General features: G+C 64.3%; 15 protein-coding genes. 9 read left to right on the forward strand and 6 right to left on the reverse strand.

The genetic code is table 11. The features are described 5' to 3' along the window. Nucleotides 1–6: 6 nt before the first annotated feature. On the reverse strand, nucleotides 7–249 hold the full coding sequence (purS, locus tag M1E10_RS16880) for a phosphoribosylformylglycinamidine synthase subunit PurS (RefSeq protein ID WP_499173971.1): 243 nt from the start codon (nucleotides 247–249) through the stop codon (nucleotides 7–9). Between the two features lie 16 nt (nucleotides 250–265). Beyond that, a complete protein-coding gene (gene purC, locus M1E10_RS16885; protein WP_029618272.1) occupies nucleotides 266–1,030 on the reverse strand; it encodes a phosphoribosylaminoimidazolesuccinocarboxamide synthase in 765 nt (254 codons plus the stop codon). 334 nt (nucleotides 1,031–1,364) lie between these two features. Here purC and M1E10_RS16890 point away from each other — a divergent pair, with 334 nt between their 5' ends. Beyond that, nucleotides 1,365–1,673, forward strand: coding sequence for a DUF1476 domain-containing protein (locus M1E10_RS16890; RefSeq protein WP_499173972.1), 309 nt, complete (start codon nucleotides 1,365–1,367; stop codon nucleotides 1,671–1,673). A gap of 78 nt (nucleotides 1,674–1,751) precedes the next feature. On the opposite strand, the gene M1E10_RS16895 is transcribed toward M1E10_RS16890, so the two are convergent. Next, the gene (locus M1E10_RS16895) at nucleotides 1,752–2,306 is read right to left on the reverse strand and encodes an RBBP9/YdeN family alpha/beta hydrolase (RefSeq protein WP_499173973.1); all 555 of its coding nucleotides are present in this window, start codon (nucleotides 2,304–2,306) and stop codon (nucleotides 1,752–1,754) included. 248 nt (nucleotides 2,307–2,554) lie between these two features. Between M1E10_RS16895 and M1E10_RS16900 the strand changes: the two genes are divergently transcribed. Next, nucleotides 2,555–3,358, forward strand: a complete 804-nt coding sequence (locus tag M1E10_RS16900; RefSeq protein ID WP_499173974.1) for a DUF2189 domain-containing protein — start codon at nucleotides 2,555–2,557, stop codon at nucleotides 3,356–3,358. 55 nt (nucleotides 3,359–3,413) lie between these two features. Here M1E10_RS16900 and purB read toward each other — a convergent pair whose 3' ends face one another. The 3 genes from purB to M1E10_RS16915 all read right to left on the reverse strand — a co-directional run bounded on the left by purB (nucleotide 3,414) and on the right by M1E10_RS16915 (nucleotide 6,600). Then, complete coding sequence (purB, locus tag M1E10_RS16905; protein ID WP_499173975.1) at nucleotides 3,414–4,715, reverse strand: adenylosuccinate lyase; 1,302 nt, start codon at nucleotides 4,713–4,715, stop codon at nucleotides 3,414–3,416. A gap of 84 nt (nucleotides 4,716–4,799) precedes the next feature. Beyond that, on the reverse strand, nucleotides 4,800–5,465 hold the full coding sequence (rpe, locus tag M1E10_RS16910; RefSeq protein ID WP_499173976.1) for a ribulose-phosphate 3-epimerase: 666 nt from the start codon (nucleotides 5,463–5,465) through the stop codon (nucleotides 4,800–4,802). A gap of 58 nt (nucleotides 5,466–5,523) precedes the next feature. Continuing rightward, entirely contained in the window at nucleotides 5,524–6,600 is a 1,077-nt protein-coding gene (locus M1E10_RS16915) for a branched-chain amino acid ABC transporter substrate-binding protein (RefSeq protein ID WP_499173977.1), read from the reverse strand. A 168-nt stretch (nucleotides 6,601–6,768) separates the two neighbouring features. On the opposite strand from M1E10_RS16915, the gene M1E10_RS16920 reads away from it, so the two are divergent. Genes M1E10_RS16920 through M1E10_RS16950 form a run of 7 tightly spaced genes read left to right on the forward strand, consistent with a single transcriptional unit; the run spans nucleotide 6,769 to nucleotide 12,451 of the window. After that, nucleotides 6,769–7,263: a flavin reductase gene (locus M1E10_RS16920; protein ID WP_499173978.1), complete on the forward strand. Its 495-nt coding sequence runs from the start codon at nucleotides 6,769–6,771 to the stop codon at nucleotides 7,261–7,263. Between the two features lie 19 nt (nucleotides 7,264–7,282). After that, nucleotides 7,283–8,212, forward strand: coding sequence for an AAA family ATPase (locus tag M1E10_RS16925; RefSeq protein ID WP_499173979.1), 930 nt, complete (start codon nucleotides 7,283–7,285; stop codon nucleotides 8,210–8,212). Nucleotides 8,213–8,216: 4 nt separating this feature from the next. Beyond that, complete coding sequence (locus tag M1E10_RS16930; protein WP_499173980.1) at nucleotides 8,217–9,494, forward strand: vWA domain-containing protein; 1,278 nt, start codon at nucleotides 8,217–8,219, stop codon at nucleotides 9,492–9,494. Then, a complete protein-coding gene (locus tag M1E10_RS16935) occupies nucleotides 9,472–9,798 on the forward strand; it encodes an XdhC family protein (RefSeq protein WP_499173981.1) in 327 nt (108 codons plus the stop codon). The genes M1E10_RS16930 and M1E10_RS16935 overlap by 23 nt, the downstream gene beginning before the upstream one ends. Further along, complete coding sequence (locus tag M1E10_RS16940) at nucleotides 9,798–10,493, forward strand: XdhC family protein (RefSeq protein WP_499173982.1); 696 nt, start codon at nucleotides 9,798–9,800, stop codon at nucleotides 10,491–10,493. Before M1E10_RS16935 ends, M1E10_RS16940 begins: the two co-directional genes overlap by 1 nt. Before the next feature lie 2 nt (nucleotides 10,494–10,495). Next, nucleotides 10,496–12,127 (forward strand): NTP transferase domain-containing protein, encoded by a 1,632-nt coding sequence (locus M1E10_RS16945; protein WP_499173983.1) that lies wholly within the window; start codon nucleotides 10,496–10,498, stop codon nucleotides 12,125–12,127. A gap of 3 nt (nucleotides 12,128–12,130) precedes the next feature. Continuing rightward, the gene (locus M1E10_RS16950) at nucleotides 12,131–12,451 is read left to right on the forward strand and encodes a TfoX/Sxy family protein (protein ID WP_499173984.1); all 321 of its coding nucleotides are present in this window, start codon (nucleotides 12,131–12,133) and stop codon (nucleotides 12,449–12,451) included. The last annotated feature ends 9 nt before the right edge of the window (nucleotides 12,452–12,460 follow it).

Genomic DNA, 12,460 nt, shown 5'->3' on the forward strand with positions numbered 1-12,460 from the left:
CAACAGTCAGTCGATGGCGACAGTATAGTTCTCGATCACCGTGTTCGCCAGCAGCTTCTCGCACATCGCCTTGATGTCCGATTCGGCCTTGGCCTTGTCGGCGCCGTCCACTTCGATGTCGAAGACCTTGCCCTGACGGACATGGCCGACGCCCTCGAAACCGAGGCTGGACAGCGCGCCCTCGATCGCCTTGCCTTGCGGATCGAGAACGCCGTTCTTCAACGTTACCGTTACCCGTGCCTTGATCACTTCAGTCCCCTTGTCCTTACTTCACCAGTACCGGGCCGGTGCCACGGAGCGGTTCGTTCTCGTTGATGATGCCAAGCCTGCGGGCCACTTCCGAATAGGCTTCGACCAGTCCGCCCAAATCGCGACGGAAACGGTCCTTGTCCATCTTTTCCTTGGTCTCGATGTCCCAGAGACGGCAGCTGTCCGGCGAAATCTCGTCGGCGAGGATGATCCGCATCATGTCGCCTTCGTAGAGGCGGCCGCACTCGATCTTGAAGTCGACGAGCTGGATGCCGACGCCAAGGAAGAGGCCTGACAGGAAGTCGTTGACGCGGATGGCGAGCGCCATGATGTCGTCGAGCTCAGCCGGATTGGCCCAGCCGAAGGCAGTGATGTGCTCTTCGGAGACCATCGGATCGTTGAGCTGGTCCGACTTGTAGTAGAACTCGATGATCGACCGGGGAAGGACGGTCCCTTCCTCGATGCCGAGGCGGGTGGAGAGCGAGCCGGCGGCGACGTTGCGAACGACGATCTCCAGCGGGATCATCTCGACTTCCTTGATCAGCTGCTCGCGCATGTTGAGGCGGCGGATGAAGTGGGTCGGGATGCCGATCTTGTTCAGATGCGTGAAGACGTATTCCGAGATACGGTTGTTCAACACGCCCTTGCCGTCGATGACATCGTGCTTCTTCTTGTTGAAGGCGGTTGCATCGTCTTTGAAGAACTGGATCAGTGTACCGGGCTCGGGGCCTTCATAAAGGATCTTGGCCTTGCCTTCGTAGATACGGCGGCGACGGTTCATATTGAATGTCTCGTTGTTGGCGCCCTTGGGGCGCAGTGGAATATCGGTTGAGCGGTCCCATAAAGGAAAAGAACGGATTTCACAATGACAACGGTCCCTGGACGGCGAGGGACAGGCGAGCGCAGAATCATACCTGTCGACTATACAGGATGCTGCGGCGATAGCGTCATGCCCTTTCGTCGGCGACCGCGCTGGAGCGGTGAGGGCAGGAATCGCGGGGACGACTGCGCCCTCATGACACGCCGGGAGCACGGAAGTTTGACAAAGCGCATTGCGCATCCACATCCATTTTGCTCTATGATCCCATCACGAATGGACAGCGGGAGAATTTGACATGACCAGCATGAGCGATCGCGAACGGGTATTTGAAAACAAGTTTGCGCTCGACGAGGAGCAGAAATTCAAGGCCCTCGTTCGCCGCAACAAGTCGCTTGGCCGCTGGGCCGCCGGCCTGCTGGGCCGCGATGCGGAAGCCTACGCGGCGGAAGTCGTCGAGGCGGACTTCGAAGAGGCCGGCGACGAGGACGTCTTCCGCAAGCTGCGCGGCGATCTGGACGCTGCCGGCGTTTCGGTCTCCGATGAGGAAATCCGCCAGAAGATGTTCGCCTTCCTGCAGGACGCTGTTGCCGAGCTTGCCCGGTAACGAGCCTGCAGCTTGAGACGACCTGATGAGCCCGCGTCTTTCGGCGCGGGCTTTTTCGTTGCCGCCGCGTCGGTGCGACTAGGGCTGCAGCCGTGACAGGAACTGGGCAAAGACCATGGTCCCTTCCGGCCAGGGTCCGAAGCCGGCCTCGGCGTTGATGTGGCCCGATTCGCCGGCATCGACCACAAGCGATCCCCAGGCACTGGCGATCTCGTCGGCGTGCTCGTAGGAGCCGAAGGGATCGTTTCGGCTGGCGACGATCATCGTCGGGAACGGCAGGGGATCACGCGGGTAGGGCCCGAAGCTCATCAGGTGGCGCGGGCGAATGGCCGGATTGTCCACCTCGGGCGGGGCGACGAAGAATGCGCCGGCAACCTTTTTCCGAAACAGCGGCACCGCATGCACGACCGAAGGAATGCCGAGGGAATGCGCGACCAGCACCACCGGGCGCGTGGCCGCATTGACCTCTTCTGCAATCCTTGTGACCCAGTCTTCCCGCACGGGTTTCGACCATTCCGCCTGCTCGACGCGGCGCGCCGAGGAAAGCTTTGCTTCCCATCGACTCTGCCAGTGTTCGGGTCCGGAGTTGGTGTAACCGGGGATGATGAGGATTTCGGCGTCTGATACTTTCATGATGTGCGGATTTGAGAAACCGAGCGGCGGATGTCAAGGAAAGACGCGACAGTTGTGCCGAAATTCGGTAGTATCAGGCGTGCCGCTGCCGTGAGCATTACGCGTCCATTGAACCGATGCCGCGACCGCCGCCCGAACCTGCCGAACTTCACTCTGCTTTTGCCCAGGCGGCCAAAGCCGCCGCTGCGTAGCCCCAACGTCCGGACCTTCCGGATAAGGCGATGCAGTCAGCCGATGAGGAGAATGCCATGGCTGGATTTCATGTCATCGCCGGTGCCGAGAGCCGGCTCGTCCGCCCGGTCGTCCGCAGGATAGACGTAAGCGACGTGAGCGACGCGTTGAGACTCGGGATTGCCGATTTCAACCGAAGACCGTCGCACTATGCCTTCCTGTGCCTGATCTACCCGATCGCCGGTATCTTCCTGGCCGTCTGGAGCGCCGGTGCAAACCTGCTGCCGCTGCTCTTCCCGCTGATGTCGGGTTTTGCACTGCTGGGGCCGCTGGCGGCCCTCGGCCTCTACGAGATCAGCCGCCGCGAGGAGCGGGGCGAGAACCCTTCGTGGCGAGACGCTTTGGAGGTGTTCCGATCGCCGGCGCTGCCGTCCATTCTCGCCGTCGGCCTCATGCTGCTGGCACTCTTCACGGTCTGGCTGCTGGTTGCCCAGGCGATCTACACGTCCCACTTCGGGGAAGCGGCGCCGGCGTCGCTCTCGGCTTTCTTGTCCGACGTCCTGACGACGCAGGAAGGGCGGCAGATGATGCTCTGGGGAAATCTCGCCGGCTTCGTCTTTGCGGTGATCGTACTGGCGACGACGGTCGTGGCATTCCCCTTGCTGCTCGACCGTGACGTGGGAGCCGCCGCCGCCGTGGATGCGAGTGTCCGGGCAACGCTGGCCAACCCGCTGCCGGTTGCCCTGTGGGGACTGATCGTGGCGGCGCTGCTGGCGATCGGCACGATCCCGATCTTAGCGGGCCTCGTGGTCGTGATGCCGATCCTCGGCCATTCGACCTGGCATCTCTACCGCAAGCTGGTTGCTCCAGAGATCCGGTAGCGGACATGTGAGGCGCCGCCGCAGTCATGGCGGCGCCGGTGTGCGTGGAGCCTGCTCAGCCGAAGACGCGGTTGAAGATCGTGTCGACGTGCTTGGTGTGGTAGGCGAGGTCAAACTTCTCGCGGATTTCCTCTTCCGGCAGTGCTGCACGAACCTCTTCGTCGGCCAGCAGCTCCTCGAGGAAGTCCTTGCCCTCTTCCCAGACCTTCATCGCGTTGCGCTGGACCAGACGGTAGCTGTCTTCGCGCGACAGGCCCGCCTGCGTCAGCGCCAGCAGGACGCGCTGGCTGTGAACAAGTCCGCGGAACTTGTTCATGTTCTTCATCATGGTGTCCGGATAGACCAGCAGCTTGTCGATGACCGTGGTCAGCCGTGCCAGCGCGAAGTCGAGCGTCACGGTGGCATCCGGGCCGATCATTCGCTCGACCGACGAATGGGAAATATCCCGCTCGTGCCAGAGCGCCACGTTCTCCATGGCCGGCAGCGCGTAGGAGCGCACCATGCGGGCGAGGCCCGTCAGGTTCTCGGTGAGCACCGGATTGCGCTTGTGCGGCATGGCGGACGAGCCCTTCTGGCCCGGCGAGAAATATTCCTCCGCCTCCAGCACCTCGGTGCGCTGCAGATGACGGATCTCGATGGAGAGGCGCTCGACCGAGGAGGCGATGACGGCAAGCGTCGAGAAGAACATCGCGTGGCGGTCGCGCGGAATGACCTGCGTCGACACCGGCTCGGCCTTCAGGCCCATGGCCGCGGCGACATGTTCCTCGACCCGCGGATCGATGTTGGCGAACGTACCGACGGCGCCGGAGATGGCGCAGGTGGCGACCTCTTCGCGGGCGGCCATCAGGCGGGTCTTGTTGCGGTCGAATTCCGCATAGGCGAGCGCGAGCTTGATGCCGAATGTCGTCGGTTCGGCATGGATGCCATGGCTGCGGCCGATGGTGATGGTGTCCTTGTGCTCGTAGGCACGCCGCTTCAGCGCCTCCAGCAGCTTGTCCATGCCGGCGAGCAGCAGGTCGGTGGCGCGCACCAGCTGTACATTGAAGCAGGTGTCGAGGACGTCCGACGACGTCATGCCCTGGTGGATGAAGCGGCTGTCCGGGCCGACGAACTCGGCAAGATGCGTCAGGAAGGCGATGACGTCGTGCTTGGTGACCGCCTCGATCTCGTCGATGCGGTCGACGTCGAAGGTCGCCGAGCCGCCCTTTTCCCAGATCGTCTCGGCGGCCGACTTCGGGATGACGCCGATCGCGGCCAGCGCGTCGCAGGCATGAGCCTCGATCTCGAACCAGATGCGATACTTGGTTTCCTGCGACCAGATTGAAACCATCTCGGGCCGCGAATAACGGGGGATCATGGGCTTAAGCCTTCCATCGATACAAGGAGTTGAGGCCGCTTTATCAAGAAGCGGCACAAAGCTCAATGTCATGTCGCGCGCGGTCTATCCGGCGGCGGAACGAAGTGCATTGATGCGCTGCCGATAGCTTTCCACGCTATTGCCCTGGAAGACGGCGGACCCTGCAACGAAGACATTGGCACCGGCCGCGGTTGCCGCGCCGATCGTCTCTGCGGTGATGCCGCCGTCCACCTCGAGTTCGATGGGGCGGTCGCCGATCATCGCCTTCGCGGCCGCAATCTTGTCTACCATCGCCGGAATGAACTTCTGCCCGCCGAAGCCCGGGTTGACGCTCATGATCAGGATCAGGTCGATGTCGTCGAGGACGTTCTCGATCACCGACAGCGGGGTCGCGGGATTGAGCGTCACACCGACCTTCTTGCCGAGGTTGCGGATGGTCTGCAGCGAGCGATGCAGGTGCGGGCCGGACTCTGCGTGTACCGTAATACCATCGCAACCGGCCTTGGCGAAGGCTTCCAGGTAAAGGTCGGCGGGCGTGATCATCAAATGGCAGTCGAAGAAGGCTGCCGTGTGCGGGCGCAACGCCTTGATGACGTCCGGACCGTAGGAAATGTTTGGGACGAAGTGCCCGTCCATGACGTCGAGGTGAATCCAGTCGGCACCCGCGTCGGTCACGTCGCGGACTTCCTGCCCGAGCTTGGCAAAATCGGCGGCGAGGATGGAAGGCGCGATACGGATGGGCAGCGTCATGAGGTCTAAACTCCTGTCATCTTGGTGGCCCTGTAGCACCGCACCACCGTTGGAACAATCATTCGGTGGGCACGTCGATGACGACGAACTGATCCCCCCGCCATTCCTGCAGGCGGAGAGGATTGCCGGCGAGTTCGTGATGCTCGTCGAAGTCCACCGGGCCGATCGCGCTCTGGAACTCCGTTGCCAGAAGGACATCCGCCAGTGGCTGTAAGCCACCCGCAGAGACGGCCTGACCGACGATCTGGACCGCCGCATAGGCGGGCAGGGCGTACCCCTCCGGCACGACGCCGCGTCCGCTGAGCGTCGTTACGGCATCCGCTGCGGAAGGCAGGGCGGAATAGTCAGGCAGGGACACCGCCATGGCGCCGTCGGGCAAGGGAACCGGACGATCGGCGGCGCGCATCGTATCGCCACCGAGGATCTGAAGGGGGACGTTCTCCTGGGCGGCGTCGCGGGCAATGATGGCGGCATCGTTGCGGTCGCCGCCGATGACGATCCGTCTCGCGCCCGCCTGCGCCAGCCTGCGCACGAGCGCGAGTTGCTGCTCCTGGCCGGGCCGGTAGGTGTCGACGAAGACCGGTGTCAGCCCGCTGCTTTCGATCTGGCGGCGGATGCTGCTGGTGAGTTCCCGGCCGTAGATCGTGCCGTCGTCGATCAGCGCGATCGGTTCGGCGCTCCATCGCTCCAGAATGATCTCGCTGATCCGTTCGGCCTCGTCGCCATCGGCCGGCGAAAGCCGAAAGAGCGGCCAGTCCTCGCGAAGGGCGTCCTCCATGAGGATCCTGGAGCGGACGGAGAGGGTGATGACGGGGATGCCGGCCGTCGCCAGCTGCGGCAGGGCGCCGATCAGGGTCTCGCCGCAGAGAAAGCCGATGGCGGCGGCAACGCCAGCCTCGACCAGCTGTGGGGCAACGGCTGTCGGCACATCGGCTTCGCAATCCTCGGCGATCTCGACGATCGTGTCGCCGGTCGCTTCCGCAGCAGCTCTTGCTCCGGCAATCACCTGGGCGCCGAGAAGAGAGTAGGGGCCGGACGTCGGCGCCACCACGCCGATAGTGGCCGCGGATGCGGCAAGCGGCGGGAAAAGCAGGGGAAGCGCGACAGTCGCCGCGAGGGACCAGGTGCGTGACATGTTTCCGGTGTTTCTCCTTTGTGGAACACATTTAGACTCCTGCTCGCGGGCGTCAAAGAGAATCGGCCAGGGGAGCACACAATCCAAATTCGCCATCAGGGCGTAGACAAGCCGAGCCGGTTTATCCATATCCGTTGAAGGCAACACCGGCGTGCCACGGAGAGGTTTTTGACGCAAAAGCAGCAGGTCGATCCCATAGCCTATCGGGACGGGATGGCGCGGTACGCAGGTCACGTGCAGGTGGTGACGACGGAGCATGACGGGGTAAAGCGGGGCGTCACGGTCACCGCGGCCTGTTCCGTGTCCGACGATCCGCCAAGCCTGCTCGTCTGCCTCAACCGCAGCAACCCGAACAACGAGATCTTCCTGAAAAGCGGCGTGTTTGCCCTCAACGCGCTGGCCTCTCATCACCAGTCGCTGGCCGCAGGCTTTGCCGGAATGGGCGGTCTGACGGCAGACGACCGCTTTGCCGGCGCCGACTGGCAGACGCTGGCGACCGGCGCGCCGATCCTTTCCGATGCGATGGTCGCCTTCGACTGCCGCGTCACCGACGTAAAGCCCGTGGCGAGCCACCTGGTTCTGTTCGGCGAGGTTGTCGACATGCGCCTCGGCCCGCCAAGCCCGCCTCTCATCTATCTGGACCGCGGGTTCCGGACGCTCTAGATTGGCGCCAGGAGGCGGCATGACAGACGACATCGCAAGATCGATCCCGAGTTCCATCGACGAGACGGTGGAGCTTCTCGAGCTACAGGATTACCTGGCTGACCGGCGGCTGGCGACGGTGATCTTTCTCTCGCTACGCATGCGGCGGCCTCTGTTTCTCGAAGGCGAAGCGGGGGTCGGCAAGACCGAAATCGCCAAGACGCTGTCCAGGGCGCTCGGCCGTCCGCTGATCCGGCTACAGTGCTACGAGGGCCTTGATGTCTCCTCGGCCGTCTACGAATGGAACTACGCGGCGCAGATGCTGGAGATCCGCCTCGCGGAGGCCACCGGCATTCATGATCGAGAGCGGCTGGAAACCGATATTTTCTCCGAGCGCCACCTGATCCGCCGTCCGGTTTTGCAGGCGCTCGGGCAGCCCGGCATGGCGGCCCCTGTTTTCCTCATCGACGAACTGGACCGCACCGACGAGGCCTTCGAGGCCTTCCTGCTGGAAGTTCTGTCGGATTTCCAGGTGACCATTCCCGAACTGGGAACGATCAAGGCCAAAGAGCCGCCGATCGTGATCATCACCACCAACCGCACCCGCGAGATCCACGACGCGCTGAAGCGCCGCTGCCTCTATCACTGGGTGGATTACCCGAATGCGGCGCAGGAACTGGAGATCATTCGCCGCAAGGTGCCCGGCTGCAATGCGGCGCTGTCGCAGCAGGTGGTCGCCTATGTGCAGAAGCTGCGCACGCTCGATCTTTTCAAGAGCCCCGGCGTTGCGGAGACCATCGACTGGGCGACCGCTCTCACCGAACTCGACCGGATCGCGCTCGATCCGGAAACGATTGCCGATACGCTGGGAACGCTGTTGAAATATCAGGACGATATTGCGCGCATCATGGGCGGCGAGGGCGAGCGGGTCCTGTCCGAGGTGAAGGCGGACCTTCAGGCAGCAGGATAGGGCGATGCAGGAGACCGGTTCCGGCGACGGCTACGTTTTTCCCGCAGAGGGACATGGTGACGGGCGGCTTGCCGACAACCTCGTCCATTTTTCCCGAGTGCTTCGCCGCGCCGGCATCAGGACAGGGACGGGAGCGAGTGTCGATGCCATAGCGGCGGTCAAAGCCATAGGTATCGGCTCCCGCGAGGAGTTTCATGCCGCCTTGTCGGCCGTCTTCCTGCAGCGTCGCGAGGACCAGGCGGTGTTCGACGAGGCTTTCGACCTCTTCTGGCGCTCGCGCGACCTCGTCGGCAAGATGATCGCGCTGATGTCGCCGAAGGCCGCCGACAACCGCGAGCGGGAGAAGCCGCGTCCCGGGCATAACCGTGTTGCCGATGCACTGACGGCCGAAAAGGCGCCGCAGACGACGTCACAGGCTGCGCCGGAGATCGATGTGGATGCGAGGCTGACGGCGTCCGCGCGGGAGCTGTTCAAGCGGATAGATTTCGCGCAGATGAGTGCCGCGGAACTCGCCATGGCGCGGCGGGAGATTGCCCGCCTCGTGATGCCGTTGGACGAAGCGTCGACGCGGCGCTGGAAGCCATCGGCGAAGCCCGGTCGCATTGATCCGCGCGCCACCATGCGATGCGCCATGCGAAGCGGCAGCGACCTCATGCTGCCCCGCTTCCGGCAGCGCCGCCAAGCGCCGCCGCCGCTCGTCGTGTTGGCCGACATTTCCGGCTCCATGCATCAATACACCCGGATCTTTCTGCACTTCCTGCATGCCCTGACGGAGAAGCGGACCCGGGTGCAAACCTTTCTCTTCGGCACCCGGCTGACGAACGTGACCCGCCAGATGCGCCGCCGCGATCCCGACGAGGCGCTGTCCGCCTGCTCCGAGGCAGTGGCAGACTGGTCAGGTGGAACCCGGATCGGCGCAGCGCTGGCGGACTTCAACCGGCTGTGGGCAAGACGTGTCCTGGGGCAGGGCGCCATCGTGCTGCTGATCACCGACGGGCTTGAACGGGAGGGTGTCGAGGAACTGGAAAAGGAGGTTGCACGCCTGCACCGGTCCTGCCGGCGGCTGATCTGGCTCAACCCGCTCCTGAGGTTCGACGGCTTCGAGCCCCGTGCGCGCGGGGTCCAGGCGATGCTTCCGCATGTGCACGAGCTGCGGCCTGTCCACAATCTCCAGTCCGTCGCGGACCTTGCATCCGCCTTGAACGAACATATCTCTTCCGCGGCAGACCCGCGCCGCTTTCTCTCCAGGAGTTCCGTCCATGAGCGATCTCGATCCGCTTGACCCGTTGCAGGTCGCCGAGGCATGGCGGTCGCAGGGTCGGGCCGTGGCCATTGCAACCGTCATCGACACTTGGGGATCGGCGCCGAGGGCCGCCGGCAGTCACCTCGTGATTGATGAAAACGGAAACTTCGAGGGCTCCGTCTCCGGAGGATGCGTCGAGGGATCGGTGATCGCCGAGGCTCAGGAGGTCATCGGCAGCGGCGAGCCGAAGATGCTGGAATTCGGGGTCGCGGACGAGACCGCCTGGCGGGTCGGATTGTCCTGTGGCGGCACGATCCGCGTCTACGTGGAAAGGCTTGGCTGATGGATACCGAATCGCTGCGCACTCTCAATGCCGCACGCAGGGGGCGGCACGCCGCCGTACTGGTGACCGACGTCGACGCCGGAGGTTCGCGCGTCATTCGCGAGGGGGAGGTGGTCGCCGGCAGCCTCGGCGATCATGTCGCTGCAGCCTTCCGGTCCGGCAAGGCCGGTACCGTCGATGTCGCCGGCCGCAATCTCTTCCTCAACGTCTATCTGCCGCCGCCGCGGATCGTGGTGATCGGCGCAGTCCACATCAGCCAGGCCCTGGCGCGGCTGGCGCCCGTGGCCGGATATGACATGGCGATCATCGACCCACGGACGGCTTTTGCGACGCCAGAGCGGTTTGCCGATGTCGACCTGACCGCCGACTGGCCCGAAGACGTCCTGGCAGCCCGGCCGCTCGATGCCTATAGCGCTCTCGTTGCCGTTACCCACGATCCAAAGATCGATGACTTCCCGATCGCCGACGCGCTCCGCAAGGGCTGCTTCTACGTCGGCGCCCTGGGCAGCCGCAAGACGCACGCCAAACGCATCGCCCGGCTGCAGGAACAGGGCCTGAGCGACGCCGCGATTGCCCGGATCGCCGCACCGATTGGTCTCGACATCGGGGCTGCGACACCGCCGGAGATCGCGGTGGCGATCCTGGCACAGATCGTGCAGGCCTACCGGCTGCGCGACATCGTCACCACGGAGTGACAATGCAATTTTGCAACGTCGGGATCGAGGAAGCGATGGGATGCGTGCTCGTCCACAGCATCCGCCTGCCGAGTGGGCGCATCGCCAAGGGCACGGTTCTAAGCGCCGCGCATATCGAAACGCTGGCCGCTGCCGGGGCCGAGCAGGTCACGGTCGTTCGGCTTGAGGACGGCGATCTGCTGGAGGACGAGGCGGCGGCAGCCATTGCCGCAGCCTTCTCGCGCGACGCCCTCCGTCTGTCGGAGGCGGCGACGGGACGGGTCAATGTCCATGCCACGGCGAGCGGTCTCTTCGTCGTCGACCGCGATGTCGTCGATGCGCTGAACCGGGTCGATCAAGCCATCACCCTCGCGACGCTCGCCGATCACGCACCGGTACAGGCCGGCGACATGGTGGCCACGGTCAAGATCATTCCGCTGGCTGTGCCCGGTGCGACGGTGGAAGCCGCGGTAGACCTGCTCAGAGGTCGGAAGGCCTTTTCCGTCAGCCCCTTCAGGCCATGCAAGGTGCTGCTGATCGCAACCGAACTCCCGGCGCTGAAGACGTCGGTCATGGACCGGACAGCGAAGCTTCTGCAGCGTCGGCTGGATCCGTCGGAAAGCCGGCTGATCGAGGAACTACGCATTCCCCATGACCTGGACCGACTGACCGAGGCACTCGTGGAGGGTCTGGCCCGCCCGGAGCGGCTCGATCTGATGATCGTCTTCGGCGCATCGGCTGTTGCCGACCCGCAGGATGTCATCCCTGCGGCGATCCGCGCTGCCGGCGGCACGGTCGAGCACGTCGGCATGCCCGTCGATCCCGGCAACCTTCTGGTTCTGGGGCAGGTCGACGATGTGCCGGTCATCGGCGCGCCTGGCTGCGCCCGCTCGCCGAAGGAAAACGGCTTCGACTGGATCCTGAACCGCATCCTTGCCGGCGAACGGCCGACGAGTCACGATATCACCGGCATGGGCGTGGGAGGCCTGTTGATGGAGATCGCCAGCCGACCGCTGCCGCGCGAGGCCGCGGACCGGCCACCCAGCGCGCTGCGCGTCGGCGGCCTGCTTCTGGCCGCCGGGCAGGCGCGCAGGATGGGAGAGGGAGGTCCGCACAAGCTGCTGGCCGAGTTTCAGGGCGTCCCGCTGGTGCGCAGGAGTGCTGAGATCCTGCAGGCGTCACAGGCCGAGCCGGTCGTCGTCGTCAGCGGCCACCGCCGCGACGAGATCGAGGCGGCTTTGAGCGATCTCGACCTGACGTTCCGGTTCAATCCCGACTATCCGACCGGGCTCGGCAGTTCGCTGGTCTGCGGCTTTTCCGCGCCCGAGCATGGTGGCTGCGATGGCGTCCTGGTGATGCTGGCCGACATGCCGGGCGTCACGACGACGCACATCGACCAGCTCGTCCAGGCCTTCCGGGAAGCCGACGGGCATGCGATCGTGCGGGCGGCCTACCAGGGCAAGCGCGGCAACCCGATCATTCTGCCCCGGGCGACCTTCGGGGCGGTGCGAAAGCTGGAGGGTGATGTCGGCGCGCGGGCCATAATCGAAAGCTCCGGATTTCCGATCGTCGAGATCGACATCGGGCCGGCAGCGCATCTGGATGTCGACACGCCGGATGCGGTAACGGCCGCGGGTGGAATCCTGAAGGAGTAGAGGATGGACAATGCCGCAATCGAGGAGATGTTCGAGCCGCTCGGACCCGTCTCGATCCGCCGCATGTTCGGCGGCAAGGGCATCTACCACAACGGCCTGATCCTGGCGCTGGAGGTTTCCGGGGAGATCCTGCTGAAGGCGGATGGCGTCACGGCCCCGGATTTCCAATCAGCCGGCGCGCGTCAATGGTCCTACGAGAGCAAGAAGGGAAAGCCAGTCGCCATGCCCTACTGGAGCATACCGGACGAAGCGCTCGATGATCCCGAAGAAATGGTCAAATGGCTGCGGCTTGCCCATGAGGCTGCGGTCCGCGCGCAGAAGTGAAGAGCAACT

Source organism: Rhizobium sp. PK7-22, assembly GCF_056530405.1.

What these genes read in the sequence shown, in the direction of transcription:
- purC (WP_029618272.1), bottom strand. Translation starts at nt 1,030, where the DNA reads ATGAACCGTCGCCGCCGTATCTACGAAGGCAAGGCCAAGATCCTTTAT.
- M1E10_RS16890 (WP_499173972.1), top strand. Translation starts at nt 1,365, where the DNA reads ATGACCAGCATGAGCGATCGCGAACGGGTATTTGAAAACAAGTTTGCG.
- M1E10_RS16895 (WP_499173973.1), bottom strand. Translation starts at nt 2,306, where the DNA reads ATGAAAGTATCAGACGCCGAAATCCTCATCATCCCCGGTTACACCAAC.
- M1E10_RS16900 (WP_499173974.1), top strand. Translation starts at nt 2,555, where the DNA reads ATGGCTGGATTTCATGTCATCGCCGGTGCCGAGAGCCGGCTCGTCCGC.
- purB (WP_499173975.1), bottom strand. Translation starts at nt 4,715, where the DNA reads ATGATCCCCCGTTATTCGCGGCCCGAGATGGTTTCAATCTGGTCGCAG.
- rpe (WP_499173976.1), bottom strand. Translation starts at nt 5,465, where the DNA reads ATGACGCTGCCCATCCGTATCGCGCCTTCCATCCTCGCCGCCGATTTT.
- M1E10_RS16915 (WP_499173977.1), bottom strand. Translation starts at nt 6,600, where the DNA reads ATGTCACGCACCTGGTCCCTCGCGGCGACTGTCGCGCTTCCCCTGCTT.
- M1E10_RS16925 (WP_499173979.1), top strand. Translation starts at nt 7,283, where the DNA reads ATGACAGACGACATCGCAAGATCGATCCCGAGTTCCATCGACGAGACG.
- M1E10_RS16930 (WP_499173980.1), top strand. Translation starts at nt 8,217, where the DNA reads ATGCAGGAGACCGGTTCCGGCGACGGCTACGTTTTTCCCGCAGAGGGA.
- M1E10_RS16935 (WP_499173981.1), top strand. Translation starts at nt 9,472, where the DNA reads ATGAGCGATCTCGATCCGCTTGACCCGTTGCAGGTCGCCGAGGCATGG.
- M1E10_RS16940 (WP_499173982.1), top strand. Translation starts at nt 9,798, where the DNA reads ATGGATACCGAATCGCTGCGCACTCTCAATGCCGCACGCAGGGGGCGG.
- M1E10_RS16945 (WP_499173983.1), top strand. Translation starts at nt 10,496, where the DNA reads ATGCAATTTTGCAACGTCGGGATCGAGGAAGCGATGGGATGCGTGCTC.
- M1E10_RS16950 (WP_499173984.1), top strand. Translation starts at nt 12,131, where the DNA reads ATGGACAATGCCGCAATCGAGGAGATGTTCGAGCCGCTCGGACCCGTC.